18 protein-coding genes are annotated in these 20017 nt (G+C 63.0%); 9 read left to right on the plus strand and 9 right to left on the minus strand.

Annotated elements, in window-relative coordinates; all coding sequences use genetic code 11:
* Nucleotides 1-144: 144 nt before the first annotated feature.
* Together gyrB and ACR0BA_RS14050 are read right to left on the minus strand one after the other, a co-directional pair.
* Nucleotides 145-2562 carry a DNA topoisomerase (ATP-hydrolyzing) subunit B gene (gyrB, locus tag ACR0BA_RS14045; protein ID WP_480728500.1) on the minus strand — a complete coding sequence of 806 codons (2418 nt, stop codon included), beginning with the start codon at nucleotides 2560-2562 and terminating at the stop codon, nucleotides 145-147.
* 125 nt (nucleotides 2563-2687) lie between these two features.
* Nucleotides 2688-3260 (minus strand): TetR/AcrR family transcriptional regulator, encoded by a 573-nt coding sequence (locus ACR0BA_RS14050; RefSeq protein WP_170406942.1) that lies wholly within the window; start codon nucleotides 3258-3260, stop codon nucleotides 2688-2690.
* 97 nt (nucleotides 3261-3357) lie between these two features.
* Between ACR0BA_RS14050 and ACR0BA_RS14055 the strand changes: the two genes are divergently transcribed.
* The gene (locus ACR0BA_RS14055; protein ID WP_170343112.1) at nucleotides 3358-3924 is read left to right on the plus strand and encodes a carboxymuconolactone decarboxylase family protein; all 567 of its coding nucleotides are present in this window, start codon (nucleotides 3358-3360) and stop codon (nucleotides 3922-3924) included.
* Between the two features lie 5 nt (nucleotides 3925-3929).
* On the opposite strand, the gene recF is transcribed toward ACR0BA_RS14055, so the two are convergent.
* The 6 genes from recF to mutM all read right to left on the minus strand — a co-directional run bounded on the left by recF (nucleotide 3930) and on the right by mutM (nucleotide 10555).
* On the minus strand, nucleotides 3930-5030 hold the full coding sequence (gene recF / locus ACR0BA_RS14060) for a DNA replication/repair protein RecF (protein ID WP_170359936.1): 1101 nt from the start codon (nucleotides 5028-5030) through the stop codon (nucleotides 3930-3932).
* Between the two features lie 59 nt (nucleotides 5031-5089).
* A complete protein-coding gene (dnaN, locus tag ACR0BA_RS14065) occupies nucleotides 5090-6211 on the minus strand; it encodes a DNA polymerase III subunit beta (protein ID WP_170342392.1) in 1122 nt (373 codons plus the stop codon).
* A 221-nt stretch (nucleotides 6212-6432) separates the two neighbouring features.
* Nucleotides 6433-7824, minus strand: a complete 1392-nt coding sequence (dnaA, locus tag ACR0BA_RS14070; protein ID WP_170342394.1) for a chromosomal replication initiator protein DnaA — start codon at nucleotides 7822-7824, stop codon at nucleotides 6433-6435.
* A 542-nt stretch (nucleotides 7825-8366) separates the two neighbouring features.
* Entirely contained in the window at nucleotides 8367-8630 is a 264-nt protein-coding gene (gene rpsT / locus ACR0BA_RS14075) for a 30S ribosomal protein S20 (RefSeq protein ID WP_093963612.1), read from the minus strand.
* A 230-nt stretch (nucleotides 8631-8860) separates the two neighbouring features.
* Nucleotides 8861-9637, minus strand: a complete 777-nt coding sequence (locus tag ACR0BA_RS14080) for an enoyl-CoA hydratase (RefSeq protein ID WP_170461140.1) — start codon at nucleotides 9635-9637, stop codon at nucleotides 8861-8863.
* Nucleotides 9638-9703: 66 nt separating this feature from the next.
* Nucleotides 9704-10555 (minus strand): bifunctional DNA-formamidopyrimidine glycosylase/DNA-(apurinic or apyrimidinic site) lyase, encoded by an 852-nt coding sequence (mutM, locus tag ACR0BA_RS14085; protein ID WP_480728504.1) that lies wholly within the window; start codon nucleotides 10553-10555, stop codon nucleotides 9704-9706.
* A gap of 86 nt (nucleotides 10556-10641) precedes the next feature.
* On the opposite strand from mutM, the gene ubiE reads away from it, so the two are divergent.
* Together ubiE and ubiB are read left to right on the plus strand one after the other, a co-directional pair.
* Nucleotides 10642-11394, plus strand: a complete 753-nt coding sequence (gene ubiE, locus ACR0BA_RS14090) for a bifunctional demethylmenaquinone methyltransferase/2-methoxy-6-polyprenyl-1,4-benzoquinol methylase UbiE (RefSeq protein ID WP_480728505.1) — start codon at nucleotides 10642-10644, stop codon at nucleotides 11392-11394.
* A gap of 3 nt (nucleotides 11395-11397) precedes the next feature.
* The gene (gene ubiB / locus ACR0BA_RS14095) at nucleotides 11398-12927 is read left to right on the plus strand and encodes a 2-polyprenylphenol 6-hydroxylase (RefSeq protein ID WP_480728507.1); all 1530 of its coding nucleotides are present in this window, start codon (nucleotides 11398-11400) and stop codon (nucleotides 12925-12927) included.
* A 97-nt stretch (nucleotides 12928-13024) separates the two neighbouring features.
* On the opposite strand, the gene ACR0BA_RS14100 is transcribed toward ubiB, so the two are convergent.
* A complete protein-coding gene (locus tag ACR0BA_RS14100) occupies nucleotides 13025-14200 on the minus strand; it encodes an acetyl-CoA C-acyltransferase family protein (protein WP_480728509.1) in 1176 nt (391 codons plus the stop codon).
* A gap of 117 nt (nucleotides 14201-14317) precedes the next feature.
* Here ACR0BA_RS14100 and ACR0BA_RS14105 point away from each other — a divergent pair, with 117 nt between their 5' ends.
* From ACR0BA_RS14105 to ACR0BA_RS14130, 6 genes are all read left to right on the plus strand, one after another.
* Nucleotides 14318-14884 (plus strand): helix-turn-helix domain-containing protein, encoded by a 567-nt coding sequence (locus ACR0BA_RS14105; protein WP_480728510.1) that lies wholly within the window; start codon nucleotides 14318-14320, stop codon nucleotides 14882-14884.
* A gap of 117 nt (nucleotides 14885-15001) precedes the next feature.
* Nucleotides 15002-16186, plus strand: a complete 1185-nt coding sequence (locus ACR0BA_RS14110; RefSeq protein ID WP_480728512.1) for a glycine C-acetyltransferase — start codon at nucleotides 15002-15004, stop codon at nucleotides 16184-16186.
* On the plus strand, nucleotides 16186-17136 hold the full coding sequence (locus ACR0BA_RS14115; RefSeq protein ID WP_480728513.1) for a PLP-dependent cysteine synthase family protein: 951 nt from the start codon (nucleotides 16186-16188) through the stop codon (nucleotides 17134-17136). Before ACR0BA_RS14110 ends, ACR0BA_RS14115 begins: the two co-directional genes overlap by 1 nt.
* A gap of 20 nt (nucleotides 17137-17156) precedes the next feature.
* Nucleotides 17157-18185 carry an L-threonine 3-dehydrogenase gene (gene tdh, locus ACR0BA_RS14120; protein ID WP_480728639.1) on the plus strand — a complete coding sequence of 343 codons (1029 nt, stop codon included), beginning with the start codon at nucleotides 17157-17159 and terminating at the stop codon, nucleotides 18183-18185.
* A gap of 64 nt (nucleotides 18186-18249) precedes the next feature.
* A complete protein-coding gene (locus tag ACR0BA_RS14125) occupies nucleotides 18250-19137 on the plus strand; it encodes a tryptophan 2,3-dioxygenase (protein ID WP_480728515.1) in 888 nt (295 codons plus the stop codon).
* Between the two features lie 3 nt (nucleotides 19138-19140).
* Complete coding sequence (locus tag ACR0BA_RS14130; RefSeq protein ID WP_480728517.1) at nucleotides 19141-19968, plus strand: alpha/beta hydrolase; 828 nt, start codon at nucleotides 19141-19143, stop codon at nucleotides 19966-19968.
* Nucleotides 19969-20017 lie beyond the last annotated feature (49 nt).

The following is a 20017-nucleotide window of genomic DNA, read 5'->3' on the forward strand; positions in this document are numbered from 1 at the left end:
AAGCCCGCATTGGGTCTAACTTCCTTGATCCGCGCCACTCAGAACCGCTCGTTCAGGTCCGCTCCCAGGCCACGTTCTTGGCCGTAGGAGCGTCCCGAGCAAAACTGCCGTCAGTTGGGCCGGTTCAGTCATCTTGCGAAGCGACTAGAAATCCAGGTTTTCCACGCTCAGTGCGTTTTTTTGGATGAACTCACGGCGCGGCTCGACCACGTCGCCCATCAGCTTGGTGAACAAGTCATCGGCCTCGACCATGTCATCGACACGCACCTGCAGCAGTGTCCGTGCATCCGGATCCAGCGTAGTTTCCCACAACTGATCGGGGTTCATCTCGCCCAAGCCCTTGTAGCGCTGGAGCGACAGGCCTTTTTCGCCCTCTTCCAAAATGGCGCGCAGCAGATCCAGCGGGCCGTGGATGACCTGCGACCGGTCGCGGCGGACCAATGTGGCCGGCAGGTTGTAGACGTCCTGCAGGCTCTGGGTAAAGCTGCCTGTCTTGCGTGCCTCGCCGGAACGCAGCATCGGACCATCCAGCGTGCGGACTTCCTCGACGCCGCGCAGGATGCGCGCCAGTCGGATACCGTGATCCTGAGTGATCCGGCCCTGCCAGCCGCGCTCGTATTCCAGCGCGATCAAGTCCAGCCGCGCCGCGACCTTGTCGGCCACGCCCTGCAGGTCGGCATCCACCGCCCCGGGCACAAAGGCCCCGGCAACGGCGGCCTGTTCCAAGATGTGACGCGGGTAATGCGTCGGGAAGGCGTCCAATACGCGCTTGAGTTGGCGCGCCTCGTCCACCACACGGGTCAAATCCTGACCCACGATCTCTTCACCCGAGCCCAACTTGAGCACGGCGCCCTCGACACCCTGGTTGATCAGATAGTCGTCAAGCGCTGCCTGATCCTTCAGGTAAACCTCTGACTTTCCTCGTGAAACCTTGTACAGTGGCGGCTGCGCGATGTAGAGATATCCACCCTCGATCAACTCGGGCATCTGACGGTAGAAGAACGTCAGCAACAGGGTCCGGATATGTGCGCCGTCCACGTCGGCATCGGTCATGATGACGATCTTGTGGTAGCGCAGCTTCGAGATGTCGAACTCATCCCGGCCGATACCGGTGCCAAGCGCCATCACAAGGTTGCCGATTTCCTGGCTGGACAGCATCCGGTCAAAGCGCGCACGCTCGACGTTCAGAATCTTGCCGCGCAAAGGCAGAACCGCCTGCGTCAGACGATCGCGACCGGTCTGCGCCGATCCGCCGGCCGAGTCCCCCTCGACCAGGAAAACTTCGCTTTTGGCCGGGTCCTTCTCAGAGCAATCCTTGAGCTTGCCGGCCAGATAGTTAACGTCCATCGCCGTCTTGCGTCGGGTCAGTTCGCGGGCTTTCCTCGCCGCTTCGCGCGCCAAGGCGGCCTCGATGATCTTGCCGACGATGGTCTTGGCCTCGTTGGGGTTCTCCTCGAACCACTCGGCCAGCTTCTCGTTCATCAACCCTTCGACAGCCGGTCGCACTTCCGAGCTGACAAGCTTGTCCTTAGTCTGGCTGGAAAACTTCGGGTCAGGTACTTTGACAGACAGCACGCAGGTCAGGCCTTCGCGCGCATCATCGCCGGTGAAGCTGACCTTTTCCTTTTTCGCGATCCCGCTGGACTGTGCGTAGCTGTTGATCGTGCGGGTCAGCGCCCCACGGAAGCCAGCGACATGCGTGCCGCCATCCCGCTGGGGGATGTTGTTGGTAAATGGCAGTACGGTTTCGTGATAGCTGTCGTTCCACCACATCGCGATCTCGACCCCGATATCGTCGCGCTCGCCCTTGATATAGATGGGCTCGGGCATGGCCGGAGTTTTCGACCGGTCGAGGTATTTCACGAATTCCTTGACGCCGCCCTCGTAGAACAGTTCGGTCTCAAGCCGCTCGGCCGGCCGCTCGTCAATCAGGATGATCCGAACGCCCGAGTTCAGGAAGGCCAGTTCGCGCAACCGCTTCTCCAGCGTCTCGAACGAATACTCTAGGTTCGAAAACGTATTGGTCGAAGCCAGAAACCGCACCTCGGTCCCGGTCCGGTCGCCGCATTCGCCGACCACTTTCAGATGCTCCGAGGTTTCGCCGCCCTCAAACCGGGCGAAATGCTCTTTGCCGTTGCGCCAGATGCGCAGCTCCAGCCAATCGGACAGAGCGTTCACCACCGAAACGCCCACGCCGTGCAGACCGCCCGACACCTTGTACGAGTTCGAGTCGAATTTCCCGCCGGCGTGCAGCTGGGTCATGATGACCTCGGCCGCCGAGACGCCTTCTTCGGGGTGGATGTCCACCGGAATCCCGCGACCATTGTCGCTGACCGAGACGCTGGAATCGGCGTGAATCTTGACGGTCACATGGTCGGCGTGACCGGCCAGAGCCTCGTCAATGCCGTTGTCCACGACCTCGTACACCATGTGGTGCAGACCGGACCCGTCGTCGGTGTCACCGATATACATACCGGGGCGTTTGCGGACAGCCTCCAACCCCTTGAGAACCTTGATGGAATCTGCGCCGTATTCCTGATTTGCCTGTGCGTCTTCGGACATGCCGTCAGTACCTATATTATTTTGGTAAGTTATACGTTCTCTGGTGGGGAATGTCACGTCATCCCCCCAGATTTTGTGCCGGTTCTTTCAGCCGCGAGCCGAGCTGATCGGCCGACCTCAGACGGTCACAATCTATCCAGATCGGCGGCGATATCAGCAGCGATTTGGCGGGCATCGACATCGCCGCGCTCGGCCGACAGGCGCAGGCCCAAAAGGTCGGACTGATAGCGCGTCGCCAGCCGCTCGGGATCATGGTCGAGACCGATCTGCCCCTGCGCCTGCGCCTGCCGGAACAGATCGGCGAAACAGGCCTTCATCCGCGACAGATGGGTCGCGGCCAGTTGCGCCAGATCATGGTCCTTTGCGCTCAACTCGGCATAGGTCTTGGCCAGCATGCAGGCCTTTGCAGGCGCGTTCGCGGCCTCGACCACCAACTGCGGCTGGGTCTTGAGCGCACCCAGCGGCCCAAGCTCCTCGGCCAAGGCTTCAAGCCGGGCAACACCTTCATCCGCATAGCGTTCCAGCGTCAGGGCATACAAGGCGTCCTTTGACCCGAAGGCGGCGTAAAAGCTGCCTGGCTTCAACTTCAGCGCACGCTCGAGATCCTTCAGGGACGTGCCCGCCCAGCCCTGGCGCCAGAACAGGTCTCGGGCCTGCGCGATCAGCGCGTCACGGTCATAGGCAGGTTTGCGGGGCATGTGATCACCAATTCTTGAACGATTACTCAAATATATACTTGAGTGATCGCTCAATAAAGCCTATTTCGGACTCAGCCGCTAGAAAAGGAGACCCGAAATGGCCGATTTTCCCTCACATGACCTGAACACCGCCCCTGAAGGTTCGAAACCCCTGCTCGAGAAATCGCAGGCCGCGTTTGGCCGCCTGCCGGGCCTGCACAAGGTCATGGCCGAAAGCCCACAGCACCTTGAGGCCTACCAGGTTCTGCACCACCTGTTCCTGCAGACCGATTTCGACAATGACGAGAAAACGGTCGTCTGGCAGACCATCAACGTGGAAAACGAATGCCACTATTGCGTTCCGGCCCATACCGGCATCGCCAAGATGATGAAGGTGTCCGACGAGATCACCGAAGCGCTGCGCAATGAAACCCCGCTGCCCTCGCCCAAGCTCGAAGCACTGCGGACGTTCACGGTGCAGGTGATGAACCAGCGCGGCAACGTCACCGACGCGCAGTTGCAGGCGTTTTTTGATGCGGGCTATTCGCACCGCGCCGTTCTGGACGTGATCCTGGGCCTGGCGCAGAAAACCATGTCGAACTACGTCAACCACATGGCCCAGACGCCGGTGGACGAGGTGATGCGTCCCTTCCTGTGGGAACGCAAGGTTGGCGAGCCGGCCTGATCCGCTCAGGCGGGGGTGACGGTCGAGCCGTCACCCGCGTCATTGACCACGAAAGACTGCGCCCGGTCGCCCAGTTCGGCGAACAACTCGGGGCCTGTTCCGGTCATCCAGGCCTGCGCCCCCAGCGCGCAGATTTCGTCATACAACGCCGCCCGGCGGTCCGCGTCCAGATGGGCCGCAACCTCGTCCAGCAACAGGATCGGTGGCGCTCCGACCTGCGCGGCCAGCGCCCGCGCGTTGGACAGAATCAACGACACCAGCAGCGCCTTCTGCTCTCCGGTCGAACATTCACTGGCCGCAACGCCTTTTGCGGCAAAAACCCCATACAGATCCGACCGGTGCGGCCCCACCAATGTGCGCCCCGCCGCCAGGTCGCGGAACCGGCTTTCGGCCAGCGCCTCCAACAGATCCTGCGCGCTTTCGGGCATGTCCCCTTCGGACTGAACAAGTTCCAGTTCCGCCGAGGGAAAGGCGGTCTCGGCCTGTTCCTGCGCCGCGCGCAACTGCGCCAGAGCACCCAGCCGCGCGGTATGAATGCGATGCCCGGTTTCGGCCATCTGAGCCTCGAGCGCCGCGTACCAATGCGCGTCACGCACCTGCTCTTTCAGCAGGCGGTTCCGTTCGCGCATGGCCTTTTCATAGATCAACGCGGCCTCGGCATGGCTCGGATCGAAACTCAGCGTCACCCGGTCCAGAAAGCGCCGTCGGCCTTCGGCGCCTTCGATCCAAAGCCGGTCCATCGCGGGCATCAGCCAGACGACCCGCGCCAGCTTGCCCAGATCGATCTGGCTGGCTGCCTTTCCGTCGATCCGGACCTGCCGCGCTGCGCCCCCCTCGGACCAGGTTTCGATCTCGGACCGGCGGCCCTGAACGTCCAGAAGACCGCTCAGCTTCCAGCCCAGCGCCTCGGGCCGGCGCGTCATCTCGGCGGCACTGGCCCGGCGCATGCCGCGGCCGGGTGAAAACAGGGATACCGCCTCGAGGATATTGGTCTTGCCCGCCCCGTTCGGCCCGTACAAGGCCACCGGCCGCCCGTCCAGCGCCATGCGCGCCAGCTTGTGCGACCGAAAATGCGAGACCGTCAATTCGGTCAGGGCCAAAGCCATGACCCCTCCCTTCATTCTTGCACAAACACGCGCGCCGGACGCACCCCGCGCCCGTGCGATCAGACGCGCATCGGCATCACGACATAGACCGCGCTCTGGTCATTGCCTTCGCGCATCAGGGTCGGGTCGCCCGCCGAATTGAACAGGAACACCGCGTTCTCGCGGTCCACCTGGCTTGCGATTTCCAGCAGGTACTTGGCGTTGAAGCCGATTTCCAGCCGTTCGTCGCCATAGGCCACGGCCAGCTCCTCCTCGGCGGCGCCGCTGTCGGGCGCATTCACCGACAGGACCAGCTTGTCGCCGTCCAGCTGCAGCTTTACCGCACGGGACCGCTCGGACGACACGGTTGCCACCCGGTCGACGGCCTGGGCGAACTCGGCCGCGTCGACTTCCATCTTGCGGGTGTTGTTCTGCGGAATCACGCGGGTGTAGTCGGGGAAAGTCCCATCGATCACCTTCGAGGTCAGCGTGATGTCGGGTGTGGCAAAGCGCACCTTGGTTTCGCTGACCGACACCGCGATGTCCATGTCGTCATCTTCCAGCAGCTTGCGCAGCTCGCCCACCGTTTTGCGCGGCACGATCACGCCGGGCATATCGGCGGCCCCGTCGGGGCAATCCGCGTCGATCCGCGCCAGACGATGCCCGTCCGTGGCCACGCAGCGCAACACCTTGCCGCCCTCGGGGCCATCCGTCACGTGCATGTAGACGCCGTTCAGGTAATACCGGGTCTCTTCCGTCGAGATGGCGAATTTCGACTTGTCGAACAGCCGCCGCAGCAGAGCCGCCGAAGCGGTGAAGTTCGACTGGTACTCCGAGGACGCCATCACCGGGAAATCCTCTTTCGGCAGGGTCGCCAGCGAGAAGTTCGACCGCCCCGCCTCGACCGTCAGCCGGCCAGCCGCGCTGTCGGCGGTCAGCGTGACCAGCGCGCCATCGGGCAGCTTGCGCACGATCTCGTGCAGAGTCGTTGCCGCAACCGTGGTTGCACCCGCCTTTTCGACCTGCGCGGGGGCCTTGTCGACCACCTCGATATCCAGATCGGTCGCGCGGAACAGAACCTGATCGCCCTCTGCCTCGATCAGCACATTGGCCAGGATTGGAATCGTGTTGCGGCGTTCCACAACGGATTGGGCCTGCGAAACGGCCTTGAGCAGCGTGCCGCGTTCGATGCTGATCTTCATACCCTCAATTCCTCTGATTTGAGTGCTTACATGGGCGGGACTGGCAAGTTAGCGGTTCAGCCCTGAGGCACAAGGATTTTTTACCGATTTCTGGTTCGGAACGCGCAAACCGTCAAGGTCCCGAGCGGCCCTGTGCCCCAGTTCCGTGGAAATCGTGGAAAAATGCGCACAGAAAAACCGCCCCCGCGCAGGGCCGGGGCGGTTTTCCGAATTGCAGGGGCTCAGGCTTCGAGCGCCCGGCGCAGCATTTCCACATCTTCGGCGATCTGACCGTCGGTCAGCTTCAGCTCTTCGATGCGTTTGACGCCGTGCATGACGGTGGTGTGGTCACGCCCGCCAAAACGGCGGCCGATCTCGGGCAGCGACCGGCTGGTCAGCTGCTTGCACAGATACATCGCCACCTGACGCGGGCGGGCATAGGACCGCAGGCGTTTCGGACCGATGATGTCGGACAGGCGGATGTTGTAGTAGTCGGAAACCTTGCGCTGGATCTCTTCGACGGTAATCTTGCGTTCCGAGGCGCGCAGCACGTCGGCCAGACAGTCCTGCGTCAGTTCCATGTCGATCTCGCGGCCGACCAGCGAGGCAAATGCGAACAGCCGGGTCAGCGCCCCTTCCAGAACGCGCACGTTGGTCGAGATGCGATGGGCCAGGAATTCCAGCACGCCATCGGCGATCTTCAGGTCGGGATAGGTCTTGGCGTATTGCTGCACCTTGTTCTGCAGAATGCCCAGGCGCAGCTCGTAATCGGTCGGGTGCAGGTCAACCACCAGTCCGCATTGCAGACGCGACTTGACCCGTTCCTCCAGATCCTTGATCTCACCCGGCGCGCGGTCGGCCGAGATGATGATCTGCTTGTTCTGATCCACCAACGCGTTGAAGGTATGAAAGAATTCTTCCTGCGTCGAATCCTTGCCGGCGATGAACTGCACGTCATCGACCATCAGCACGTCGACCGAGCGGAACAGGTGTTTGAAATCCATCATGCGGCGTTCGCGCAGGGCCTGCACGAAGCGGTACATGAACTGTTCGGCCGACAGGTATAGCACGTTGAGCTCGGGGCGTTTGGTCTTCAGCTCCCATGCGATGGCATGCATCAGGTGCGTTTTACCGAGGCCAACACCACCGTACAGAACCAGCGGATTGAATGTGACGGGGCCGCCTTCGGAAACACGGCGCGCGGCGGCATGGGCCAGTTCGTTCGGCTTGCCGACGACGAAGGTGTCGAAGGTAAAGCGCGCGTCCAACGGTGCGGCCTGCAGCGACTCGAGCGCCTCATTGGTTCCGTTGCTTTCCGGTGCCAGCTCGATATTGACCGGCTCGGGCTGGTCTTCGACCGGCTGGACCGCGGCGGCGGGACGCGCCGGTGAGTTGGCGGCCACCCGGAAGGCCAGGCGCTGAACCGACTCTCCGGCCGTGTTCAGCTCGTACAGAATGAGGTCTGCAAAATTTTGACTGACGTAGTTCCCCATGAAGTTGGTCGGAACCGAAAATACGGCCACGCCACCCTTCAATTCCTGAAATTCCAAAGGTTCAATCCAAGTCGTAAAATTGTTCCGGCCCACGGCCTTCAGCAATTTGTTACGCAGTTGTCCCCATTTTTCTTGTGTCATCCAGCGCCTCACGCATCCCAATATTTTTGACCTAATCGGCCTTATGATTGTGACCGGTATCCCGGTTCTTTTGCGTTCACTCGCGCGCAGATATTAGGTCGCCGAAACCCCAAGAATCGGCGGGAATATCAGTGGTCACGACGCTTGCCTGTTTGACGGCGACCAAAAAGTACAGCCGCCCAAACCGCGGTTTGCGCCACGCAGTTCTAGTTTTCGACAGGGCTAAGATCATCGGAGTAGCCGAGATCCGCAGCAGATCGTCAAACCGGTTGGCACCGGTTCCCGACATTCGCCCCTGGATCATTCTGATGCCCGTCAGTCCGATCGCAGGAACAGCCTGTCCCCCCAAGCGAGTGAATCGCTGAAACTGTCGTAGCAAGAGGCAGTGGGGCCGGGCAACGAAACTCTGATATTGACTCGGGTCTTTGGGCGAAAGAATCTCTCGGTTTCGTGAAGGCGCGGCATTCTGGCAACAACGCAAAAGGCGCCGCACGGGGCGACGCCTTCGAAACTGGAATGAACCAGCAAGTGTTGACGCTAGGTCAACCCAGCGCTTTGACGCGCGCCGACAGGCGCGACATCTTGCGGGCTGCGGTGTTCTTGTGGAACACGCCTTTGGTGACGCCTCGCATCAACTCGGGCTGGGCCGCGCGCAGAGCGGCGGTTGCCGCGTCCTTGTCGCCGGATGCGATAGCTTCTTCGACCTTGCGCAGGAAGGTGCGGATGCGCGAGCGACGGGCTTTGTTGATTGCATAACGCTTCTCGTTCTGACGAGCGCGCTTCTTTGCCTGGGGCGAGTTTGCCATGTGTCTCTGACCTTTGTTCGGTACGTTTGTCTAGGGTTGCACGTCACGGAATTACCCGCACCGGATCAGAAATCACGAGTGTGAATCGGGCCAAGCGGGCCGCACGCGCATGTATGGTGGCGGTCAATAGCCAAGTTTTCAGTGTTTGCCAAGCCGATTCTTGGCCTTGTTGCCCGCCATGAAAAAAGGCGGGCAGCGCCCGCCTGATCCAACCGTCTTGTCGGCGTCGCCTATTTGTCGCGGAACTGGGCCGCGCGCTTTTCAAGGAATGCGGCCATGCCCTCTTTCTGATCCTCGGTGGCGAACATCGAGTGGAACACGCGCCGCTCGAACAGCATGCCCTCGCTCAGCGGCACCTCGTAGCTGCGGTTGACCGCCTCTTTCGCGGCCATCGCGGTCAGCAACGATTTCTCGGCAATCTTTTGGGCCGCGCCGGTCGCCTCTTCAATCAGCTTTTTGGCCGGCACCACGCGCGACACGAGGCCCGAGCGCTCGGCCTCTTCGGCATCCATGAAACGCCCGGTCAGGTTCATGTCCATCGCCTTGGACTTGCCCACGAACCGGGTCAGGCGCTGGCTGCCCCCCATGCCGGCGATGACGCCCAGATTGATTTCAGGCTGGCCGAACTTGGCGGTGTCGGCGGCGATGATGAAATCGCACATCATGGCCAGCTCGCATCCGCCGCCCAGCGCATAGCCCGCCACCGCCGCGATGATCGGCTTGCGGATCGCGGTGATCCGGTCGTTGGCGTCGGCGAACAGGTTGGTGGTGTAGACATCGACAAAGCTCATCTCGGACATCTCCTTGATGTCCGCGCCCGCGGCGAATGCCTTTTCCGATCCGGTGATGACGATGCAGCGCACCTTGTCATTGCTGTCCGCGTCCTCGAGCGCCTCGCACAGCTCACCCAGAAGCTGAGTGTTCAGCGCGTTCAACGCATCGGGTCTGTTGAGCTTGATTAGGGCGACGTGGTCTTCGATTTCGACGATGATCGTCTCAAAAGCCATGAGGTCTGAGCTTTCGGTTGTTCCGTTCAGGTCCAATTCCTTACCACGCGGAAAACTCGGATCAAGCTATCTTTGGCATTGCGCGCAATAGAAGGTCGACCGCCCAGACTGGGTGATTCTGCGGATTTCGGCCCCGCAGCCCTCGGTCCGGCAGGGCTGGCCCTCGCGCCCGTAGACGTCGAAACTGTGCTGAAAATATCCAAGCTCTCCATCGGCTTGCCGGAAATCACGCAGCGAGGATCCGCCGGCCTCGATGGCCTCGGCCAGCACCGTCCGGATCACCGGAACCAGGGCCTCGACACGCCCGGCCGAGATCTGACCCGCCTTGCGACGTGGCGACACTCTGGCGCGGTAGAGCGCCTCACAGACATAGATGTTGCCCAGCCCGGCAACGATTCTCTGGTCCAGAAGCGCCGCCTTGACCGGTGTGGCCCGGCCGCGGAAGGCGTCGATCAGATAGGTCTCGTTGAAATCGTTGCCCAGCGGCTCCGGCCCCAGCACGGTCAGCAGCTTGTGCTGCTCGGCGGTGGCCGTGGGCATCAGGTCCATCGCCCCGAACCGGCGCGGGTCATTGAAAGTGATGCGCGCGCCGTTGGCCATATGAAACACCACGTGGTCATGTTTCTGCGGCATCGGGTGATGATGCACGAACTGTCCCAGCGGATCGCCCGACACAGTCATGCGGCCCGACATGCCCAAGTGAATCAACAGGGTTTCGCCTCCGCTCAGATCGGCCAGGATGTATTTCGACCGCCGCCGCAGACGCTCGACCCGCTGGCCGGTCAGCCGTGCGGCCATCCGCTCGGGGAAGGGCCAGCGCAGATCCGGGCGGTTCACGTCCGCCCTTTCGATCACAACACCTTCCATCGCCGGGGCAAGGCCGCGTCTTACTGTCTCGACCTCGGGCAATTCGGGCATTAGACGGCTCCTATTCCAAAGGGCCGCATTGTGCCCCGGTTTCCAGGCCCTATAACAGAGACGAAATTCGACGAACGGCAAGGCTTATGTCCGACAACAGCGACAAGACCACTCATTTCGGTTTCGAAACCGTCCCCGAGGCCGAAAAGGCCGGGCGCGTGCAGGGCGTATTCAACTCGGTCGCGTCGAAATACGACGTGATGAACGACGTGATGTCGATGGGCATCCACCGGGTCTGGAAAGACGCGATGATGGACTGGCTGGCCCCACGCCCCGGCCAGCGCCTGCTGGACGTGGCCGGCGGCACCGGTGACATCTCGTTCCGCTTCCTCAAGCGCGCGGGCCACGGCCATGCCACCGTTCTGGATCTGACCGAGCCGATGCTGATCGAGGGTCGCAAACGCGCCGAGGCCGCACAGATGGCCGACAGCCTGGACTGGGTGGTGGGCGACGCGATGGCCCTGCCGTTCGAGGACAACACCTTTGATGTCTACACCATTTCCTTCGGCATCCGGAACGTGACCCGCCCGCAAGAGGCCCTGAACGAGGCCTACCGCGTGCTCAAGCCCGGCGGCCGCCTGATGGTGCTGGAGTTCAGCCAGTTGCCCAATGACGGGCTGCAGAAACTCTATGACCTCTACAGCTTCAACGTGATCCCGCGCATGGGTAAGCTGATCGCGAATGACTACGACAGCTATCAATACCTGGTCGAATCGATCCGCAAATTCCCAGATCAGGAAACCTTTCTGGGCATGGTGCGCGCCGCCGGATTCGAAAACGCGAAATACCGCAACCTCAGCATGGGCATCGCCGCCCTGCATTCCGGCTGGAAGATCTGACGCATGCGCGGCCCCCACAACATCATCCGCCTGATCCGCACGGGCGCCACGCTGGAGCGCACCGGCGCCATGAACGTGGTGCTGGACGCCTTCGAGGCCCCTCGCGCGTTGCGGATCCTGGCCCACGCTCTGGGCAAACCGTTCCAATGGCTGGGCTACAAGGGCGACCCGTCCATGCCGCCGGCGACCCGGGCGCTGACCGCTTTGGGCCCGGCCTACATCAAGTTCGGTCAGGTCCTTTCCACGCGTCCCGATGTCGTCGGCGAAGAGCTGGCCGAACAACTGCGCGTCCTGCAGGACAAGCTGCCCCCCTTTCCACGCGACGTGGCCATGGCCGAGGTGGAAAAGGAGCTGGGCCAACCTCTGGATCAGATGTTCTCGGAGTTCAGCAAACCGATCGCGGCCGCCTCGATCGCGCAGGTCCACAAGGCCAAACTGGCCAGCACAGGCGAGGACGTGGCCGTCAAGGTCCTGCGCCCCGGCATCGAACGCGCGTTCCGCAAGGATGTTGATGCGTTCTATTTCGCCGCCCGGATCGTCCAGCTTTTCGCCCCCGGTGCGCGCCGGCTGCGCCCGATGGACGTGATCGAGCATTTCGACGGCGTCGTCCGTGGCGAACTGGATCTCAGGCTCGAAAGTTCGGCGGCCTCGGAATTTGCCGCCAACACGCAGAATGACGAAGGCTTCTGGCTGCCGCCCGTGGTCTGGTCCCTGTCGGCGCGCCGGGTCATGACGCTCAGCTGGGCCGACGGCATCCCCTTGGGCGACAACGCCGCGCTGGACGCCGCCAACCACGACCGCCGCGACCTGGCCGAGCGGGTGCTGCGCCTGTTCCTGCTGCACGCCTTGCGCGACGGCTTCTTCCACGCCGACATGCACCAGGGCAACCTCAAGGTCGCCGCGAATGGCGACATCATCGCCTATGACTTCGGCATCATGGGCCATATCGATGAATACACCCGCCGGGTCTACGCCGAGATCCTCTTCGGCTTCATCCGCCGTGACTACAAGCGCGTGGCCGAGGTGCATTTCGAGGCTGGCTACGTCCCGGCCGACCAGGACGTCGATGAATTCGCCCGCGCCCTGCGCGCAGTGGGCGAGCCGATTTTCGGCATGGATGCCACCCATATCTCGATGGGCCGTCTGCTGAACTACCTGTTCGAGGTGACCGAACGTTTCGGCATGGAAACCCGCACCGAACTGATCCTGCTGCAACGCACGATGGTGGTGGTCGAAGGCGTCGCCCGCTCTCTCGACCCGCACATGAACATCTGGGAGGTCGCCCGCCCCGTGGTCGAGGACTATATCAAGCAGTCCATCGGCCCCCGCGCCGCCCTGCGTGATTTTGGTAAAACTGCGCTGGTTCTTGCACGGTTCGGGCCCCGCCTGCCTGATCTGGTCGAAAATGCCCTGATCGCCCAGACCCGCAAGGATGACCCCTCCGGGTCAGATTTCTGGCCCAAGGCCATTCCCGCCGTAATCGGGGCCGCCGCCGGGGCAGTGGCCGTCCTGATCCTTTCGGGCCTGGGCTGACAGGCACCCTCGCTTCATCTGGCTGAAAATATCCTCGGGGGGGAATCGCGCCCCGGCGCGATGGGGGGGGCAGACAGCCCCCCTGCCCAGCCTGAAATCAGAGCCGTTCGATGGCGATGGCAATCCCCTGCCCGCCACCGATGCACATGGTGATCAGCCCCTTCGACCCGCCGATGCGCTCCAACTCGTACAGAGTCTTCAGCGTGATGATCGCCCCGGTGGCCCCCACCGGATGACCCAGGGCGATGGCCCCGCCATTCGGGTTCACCTTGGCCGGGTCCAGCCCAAGTTCCTTGTTCACTGCCAGCGCCTGGGCGGCAAAGGCCTCGTTGCTTTCGATCACGTCGAAATCGCCCGCCGACAGGCCGGTCCGCTCCAACAGGTTGCGCACGGCCGGAACCGGGCCGATCCCCATGACTTCTGGGCGAACGCCGGCATGGGCATAGCCTAGGATGCGCGCCTTGGGCGTCAGGCCGGCTTTTTCGGCGGCACCCGCCGTGGCCAGAACCATCGCCGCCGCGCCGTCATTGATGCCCGAGGCGTTGCCCGCAGTCACACGCCCGTCCTTCTGGAACACCGGACGCAACCCGGCCAAGACCTCGGCCGTGGTGGCCTTGGGATGCTCATCGACCTTGAAATCGACCATGTCGCGCTTGACCTTGACCTGCACCGGCGCGATCTGGCTGTCGAAATAGCCCGCCTCAATCGCGGCCGCCGCCCGCTGCTGGCTGGTCAGCGCGAACGCGTCCATCTCCTCACGCGTGATCTGGTGTTCATCGGCCACGTTCTCGGCGGTGACGCCCATATGCCCGGTGCCAAAGGGGCAGTTCAGCGCGCCCAGCATCATGTCCAGCGACTTGATGTCGCCCATCTTTGCGCCCCAACGCGCCTGCGGAACGATGTAAGGGCTGCGCGACATGCTCTCGGCGCCGCCGGCCACGGCAAATTCGGCATCCCCAAGCATCAGCGATTGAACCGCCGATACGATGGCCTGCGCGCCCGATCCGCACAGCCGGTTCACGTTCATCGCCGGGGTGCCGTTCGGAATGCCCGCCTGCATCGCCGCGACGCGCGACAGGTACATGTCGCGCGGCTCGGTGTTGATGACATGCCCGAACACCACATGCCCGATCTGGTTGCCTCCGACGCCGGATTTCTCAAGCGCAGCCTTGGTCACGACGGTGGCCAGATCGATCGGCGCGGTCGCGGCCAGCGACCCTCCGAACGTACCGATTGCGGTGCGGGCACCATCCAAAATCACGATGTCGGTCATGTCTCTCTCCTCTTGGATTTACGCGCAGTATGCACCCGCAGCATGGGCCTGTCGCGCGGGACGTTCCGTCATCGGCGGAATTGACAATTCGCGCCCGGACGCGCAAGAAATTCCGCCATGACGGAAAATTCAGACGATATCCTGACACGCCTGCCCGCCCGCCTGAAAGAGGCCCGGCGCGCCAAGGGCCTGTCACTGGAAGCGGTGGCCAATCTCAGCGGCGTCTCCCGGTCGATGGTCAGCCAGATCGAACGCGGCGAAAGCAGCCCCACGATCTCGACCCTGTGGAACCTGACCCGTGCGCTGCAGGTCGATTTCGCCGGTCTTCTGGAAGAGTCTGAGACCACCGACCAGATCGAGGTACTGCGTAGCGCCGAAGTGCCCAGCATCGACAATATGGGCCAATCCTGCAGGATCCGCATCCTCTCGCCGCCCGAGGAGGCCGGCGGGCACGAGGTCTATGATATCCGGTTCGACGCGGATGGCGCGCTAAACAGCCAGCCCCATGCCCGCGGCGCGCGCGAACAGCTGACCGTGCTGGAAGGGACCGTCCGCGTCACCTCGGGCGCCGCGACGATGGAACTGCGCCAGGGCGACACGGCCCGGTATCCGGCCGATGTGGCCCACGCCATCGAGGCGCCGGACGGACCTGCCCGCGTGTTCCTGATCGTCAAGAACGCCTGATCCGCGCACATCGGCCGATTTCCGCCTTCACGGATTTTTTTCCGCCATACTGAAAATCTCCTATTTGGGACGCGCGTCCGTTATGTTAGATACGCGACTCAGAAGAAGGAGATCGCCATGGCTGATGCATTCCTGTCCCACGTTTCGGACACCCTCTCGCAGATCAAGGCGGAAGGCCTGTACAAGACGGAACGAATGATCACCTCGCCCCAGGGCGGCGAGATCACGGTGGGCGGACGTCAGGTCATCAACCTGTGCGCCAACAATTACCTGGGTCTGGCCGACCACCCGGTGCTGATCGAGGCCGCGAAGAACGCGATGGAGCCCAAGGGGTTCGGCATGGCCTCGGTCCGGTTCATCTGCGGCACGCAGGACATCCACCGCGAGCTGGAGCAGCGACTGGCCAAGTTTCTGGGCAAGGACGATTCGATCCTGTTCGCGGCCTGTTTCGACGCCAATGGCGGGCTGTTCGAACCCCTGCTGGGCCCCGAGGATGCCATCATCTCGGACAGTCTGAACCACGCCTCGATCATCGACGGGGTGCGGCTGTGCAAGGCCAAACGCTATCGCTACATGAACAATGACATGAACGACCTCGAAGCCTGGCTGAAACAGGCGCGCGAGGACGGGGCACGGCACATCATGATCGCGACCGACGGCGTGTTCTCGATGGATGGCTACCTGGCCAACCTGCCCAGGATCCGCGAACTGGCCGACAAATACGACGCGGTCGTGATGGTCGATGACTGCCACGCCACCGGCTTCATGGGGCCGCGCGGCGCGGGCACGCCGGATCATTTCGGCGTGGACGTGGACATTCTGACCGGGACATTGGGCAAGGCACTTGGGGGGGCAATCGGCGGTTACATCGCCGGGCCGCAGCCAGTGATCGACCTGCTGCGGCAGCGGGCGCGGCCCTATCTGTTCTCGAATTCGCTGCCGCCTTCCATCGTCGCCGCCGGGCTCGAGGCGATCCGCCTGGTCGAAGAGGGCGACATGCTGCGCAAGCAACTGTTCGGCAACGCGAAATACTGGCGCGCCGGGCTGGAGAAGCTGGGGTTCGACTTGCTGCCGGGTGAACATCCGATCATCCCCGTGATGCTGGGCGAGGCGCAGCTGGCGCAGGACATGGCCGCCCGCCTGTTCGACGAAGGCGTCTATGTCTCGGGCTTCTTCTTCCCGGTGGTCCCGCGCGGCCAGGCCCGCATCCGCACCCAGATGAACGCGGCGCTGACCCGCGACGAGCTGGACCGCGCACTGGCCGCCTTCGGCAAGGTCGGCAAGGCGTTGGGGGTCATCTGATGGTTCTAAACTCGGTCATCGATGCGATCGGCGATACGCCCCTGGTCGAGCTGTCCCGGGTTTGCCAAACACTGGATCTGGACGGCCGCATTCTGGCAAAGCTGGACTATCTGCTGCCGGGCTTTTCGAAAAAGGATCGGGCCGCCCGTTCCATCATCGAACAGGCCCGCGCCGACGGCAGCCTGATCCCGGGGCAGACGGTGGTCGAGCTGACCTCAGGCAACATGGGCACCGGCCTGGCGATTGTCTGCGGCATTCTCGGGCACCCGTTCGTGGCGGTCATGAGCGCAGGGAACTCGGTCGAACGCGCCCGCATGATGCGCGCCTTGGGCGCCGAGGTGGTGATCGTCCCTCAGGCCGAAGGCGGCAAACCGGGCGAAGTCTCGGGTGCCGACCTGGCGCTGGTGGATGACGCCGCCTGCCGCATCACCGCCGAGCGCAACGCATTCCGCGCCGATCAGTTCGGCCACGCGGGCAACCCCAAGGCCCATGCCGCCGGGACGGGTCCGGAAATCTGGGCCCAATCAGCAGGTGCCGTGACGGCCTTTTGTGATTTTGCTGGCTCTGGCGGCACACTTGCCGGGGTCTCTGACTACCTGTCACCCCTTGGGGTGCGGTGCTATGCGGTCGAGCCCGACGGCGCTCGTGCCTTGGCCGGTGAACCCGTCCGTGCGCCCGATCATCCCATCCAGGGCGGTGGTTATGCGATGTCGGATCTGACGCATCTGAACGGAGCGAAATTGGCCGGTTATCTGTCCGTCACCGGCGCATCAGCGCGCGACGCCGCCCGCCTGTTGGCCCGCACCGAAGGCATCTTTGCGGGCTTTTCAGCCGGGGCGAACCTGGCTGCCGCCATCGACCTGCTGCGTGGCCCCGAACGGGGTGGCTGCATCGCGATCGTGATGTGTGACAGCGGCTTGAAATACCTATCGACCGATTTGTGGGAGTGATCCGGATGCGACCCAACACGATGAAAGCGCTGGAGAAGTCCAAGCCCGAAGAGGGGCTGTGGATGGTTCAGGCCCCGGTCCCCGAGATCGGCCCCGACGAAGTTTTGATCCGCGTGAAGAAGACCGGGATCTGTGGCACCGACATCCACATCTGGAACTGGGATGAATGGGCGTCGCACACGGTGCCCGTTCCCATGATCACCGGCCATGAATTCGCCGGCGAGATCGTCGAGCTGGGCCGCAACGTGACCGGGTTGAAGATCGGACAGCGCTGCTCGGGCGAGGGTCACCTGATCGGCACCGACAGCCGCCAGAGCCGCGCGGGCAAGTTCCACCTGGATCCGGGTACGCGCGGGATCGGGGTGAACGAACAGGGCGCTTTTGCCCAATATCTCAAGCTGCCAGCCTTCAACGTGGTGCCCCTGCCCGACGACATCCCGGACGAGATCGGCGCGATTCTCGACCCGCTGGGCAATGCCGTGCACACCGCGCTGAGCTTCGATCTGCTGGGCGAGGACGTGTTGATCACCGGCGCGGGCCCGATCGGGATCATGGCCGCCGCGGTGGCCCGCCACGCCGGCGCCCGGCATGTGGTGATCACCGACATCAACCCCGACCGGCTGGCGCTGGCGCAGCATGTCGTGCCCTCGGTCCGGGCGGTGAACGTGACCGAGGAAGAGCTGCAATCGGTGATTTCCGACCTGGGCATGAGCCAGGGTTTTGACGTGGGGCTGGAAATGTCGGGCTCGCAGGCGGCGCTGGACCAGATGGTCGAGGCGCTGGTGATGGGCGGCAAGATCGCCTTGCTGGGCATTCCGCCCGGCAAATCGCCCGTCGACTGGAGCCGCATCGTGTTCAAGGCGATCACCATCAAGGGCGTCTACGGCCGCGAGATGTTCGAGACTTGGTACAAGATGATCGCGATGTTGCAGAACGGTCTGGATGTCAGCCGAGTCATCACCCACCGCTTTGCCGTCGATGACTTTGCGCAGGGCTTTGCTGCCATGAAGTCGGGAAAATCAGGCAAGGTGGTGCTGGACTGGACCTGACCCTCTGGATAGTTGCAAACGCACCTTCTAGACAGGTGCGCACACATGCCGGGGAGGAAATGAAATGGCCGACAAAGCCAAGGGTGACCGCCCGCTGGAACGCGGAATCGAGGACACGCTGGTGACCGATTTCGCGGACACCCACCGCAAAAGCTATGGCGACTTCCTGCAGCTCAAGACCCTGCTCAACCTGCAGAAAACCTTTCAGGATCCGGCCCAACCCGATGAGATGCTGTTCATCATCATCCATCAGGTCAGCGAGCTGTGGCTGAAACTGATGCACCATCAGCTGGTCGAGGTGCGGCGTTTTCTGCAGCAGGACGAGTTCGGCCCCGCGATGAAGAACCTGGACCGGATCAAGGCGATCCAGCGCCAGTTGATCGCCGCGTGGGAAACCCTGCTGACCATGACGCCCGCCGACTATATGACCTTCCGCAAGGCGCTGGGCAATTCATCCGGCTTCCAGAGCTACGGCTATCGCCAGATCGAGTTCATCCTGGGCAACAAGGACACCGCCACGCTGAAGGTGCATGAACACGACCCCGAAGTTATGGATATGCTGACCGCCGCGCTGGTCAAACCGTCGCTGTATGACGAGGTATTGCACATGCTGGCGCGGCAGGGGTTTGACGTACCGCAGGACTTGTTGGACCGGGATTATTCAAAGACCTATTCCGGCGATCCGCGCATCGTGAAGATCTGGGCCGAGATTTACCGGAACACGGGCCGGTACTGGGACCTGTATGCGCTGGCCGAAAAGCTGATGGATGTGGAATCGCTGTTCCAGCGGTGGCGGTTCGACCATGCGACTGCCGTCGAACGTGTGATCGGCATGCAGCCCGGCACCGGCGGCTCCAGCGGCGTGGCCTTCCTGCGCAAGGCGCTGGAGTTGCGATTCTTCCACGACCTCTATGACGTGCGCACCGACCTGATGTACGGCGGACAGGGCTGAGCCATGCTGTATCGCGGATTTACCCAAGCCGAGCTGGAGCGCGAATACGCGCCCAGTTCGATGATCGGCGGCGACCTTGCGCCCTATCTGGCGGCCTATTCGGCGCTCAGCGCGCAGGCGCGGACGCAACTGACGATGCAAGAGACCCTCGGCTATGGCGACACGCCCGCGCAGGTGCTGGATTTCTTTCCCGCCCGCACGCCCGGCGCACCGCTGCATGTGTTTATCCACGGCGGCTATTGGCAGGCGCTCAGCCAGCGCGACTCGGCGATGATGGCGCCCGCGCTGGTCCAAGGCGGGCAGGCCTTTGCGACGTTGAACTACACGCTCGCCCCCGACGCGCGGCTGGGCCAGATGGTCGATGAATGCCGGACCGCACTGATATGGCTGGCCACCCGGGCCAAGTCGCTGGGGTTCGACGCCTCGCATGTCACCCTGTCCGGGCACAGCGCCGGCGCGCATCTGGCGGCGATGGTCATGGCGACCTCGGCCGACCAATTCGCCCGGATCGGCCTGCGGGTGCGCGAAGTCATTCTGATCAGCGGCGTCTACGACCTGGAACCGATCAGCCTGACCCCGGTCAACGATCCGCTGCAGCTGACCCCGGTCGAACTGCACGACCTGTCCCCCATCCTGAACCTGCCCGCGCCGGGGCCGCGCTATCGGGTCACGGTGGGCGAGCGGGACACCGGCGAGTTCATCCGCCAGAGCCGCGACTATGCCGAAGCGCTGCGCAAGGCCGGGCACGCCGTCAGCTTTGACCTGCAGCCGGGCACGCACCATTTCGACATCATCCTCAAGGACGGGACGTTTCTGAACGACCACCCCTGAAGGCGAAAACGGCGGCCCCTGAGGACCGCCGTTTCTTTCGATTTCGGCC

Source organism: Ruegeria sp. CI5, assembly GCF_056536885.1.

What these genes read in the sequence shown, in the direction of transcription:
- ACR0BA_RS14115 (WP_480728513.1), top strand. Translation starts at nt 16,186, where the DNA reads ATGGTTCTAAACTCGGTCATCGATGCGATCGGCGATACGCCCCTGGTC.
- gyrB (WP_480728500.1), bottom strand. Translation starts at nt 2,562, where the DNA reads ATGTCCGAAGACGCACAGGCAAATCAGGAATACGGCGCAGATTCCATC.
- ACR0BA_RS14050 (WP_170406942.1), bottom strand. Translation starts at nt 3,260, where the DNA reads ATGCCCCGCAAACCTGCCTATGACCGTGACGCGCTGATCGCGCAGGCC.
- tdh (WP_480728639.1), top strand. Translation starts at nt 17,157, where the DNA reads ATGAAAGCGCTGGAGAAGTCCAAGCCCGAAGAGGGGCTGTGGATGGTT.
- ACR0BA_RS14105 (WP_480728510.1), top strand. Translation starts at nt 14,318, where the DNA reads ATGACGGAAAATTCAGACGATATCCTGACACGCCTGCCCGCCCGCCTG.
- ACR0BA_RS14125 (WP_480728515.1), top strand. Translation starts at nt 18,250, where the DNA reads ATGGCCGACAAAGCCAAGGGTGACCGCCCGCTGGAACGCGGAATCGAG.
- ubiB (WP_480728507.1), top strand. Translation starts at nt 11,398, where the DNA reads ATGCGCGGCCCCCACAACATCATCCGCCTGATCCGCACGGGCGCCACG.
- dnaN (WP_170342392.1), bottom strand. Translation starts at nt 6,211, where the DNA reads ATGAAGATCAGCATCGAACGCGGCACGCTGCTCAAGGCCGTTTCGCAG.
- recF (WP_170359936.1), bottom strand. Translation starts at nt 5,030, where the DNA reads ATGGCTTTGGCCCTGACCGAATTGACGGTCTCGCATTTTCGGTCGCAC.
- ACR0BA_RS14080 (WP_170461140.1), bottom strand. Translation starts at nt 9,637, where the DNA reads ATGGCTTTTGAGACGATCATCGTCGAAATCGAAGACCACGTCGCCCTA.
- ACR0BA_RS14130 (WP_480728517.1), top strand. Translation starts at nt 19,141, where the DNA reads ATGCTGTATCGCGGATTTACCCAAGCCGAGCTGGAGCGCGAATACGCG.
- ubiE (WP_480728505.1), top strand. Translation starts at nt 10,642, where the DNA reads ATGTCCGACAACAGCGACAAGACCACTCATTTCGGTTTCGAAACCGTC.
- rpsT (WP_093963612.1), bottom strand. Translation starts at nt 8,630, where the DNA reads ATGGCAAACTCGCCCCAGGCAAAGAAGCGCGCTCGTCAGAACGAGAAG.
- ACR0BA_RS14110 (WP_480728512.1), top strand. Translation starts at nt 15,002, where the DNA reads ATGGCTGATGCATTCCTGTCCCACGTTTCGGACACCCTCTCGCAGATC.
- ACR0BA_RS14055 (WP_170343112.1), top strand. Translation starts at nt 3,358, where the DNA reads ATGGCCGATTTTCCCTCACATGACCTGAACACCGCCCCTGAAGGTTCG.
- mutM (WP_480728504.1), bottom strand. Translation starts at nt 10,555, where the DNA reads ATGCCCGAATTGCCCGAGGTCGAGACAGTAAGACGCGGCCTTGCCCCG.
- ACR0BA_RS14100 (WP_480728509.1), bottom strand. Translation starts at nt 14,200, where the DNA reads ATGACCGACATCGTGATTTTGGATGGTGCCCGCACCGCAATCGGTACG.
- dnaA (WP_170342394.1), bottom strand. Translation starts at nt 7,824, where the DNA reads ATGACACAAGAAAAATGGGGACAACTGCGTAACAAATTGCTGAAGGCC.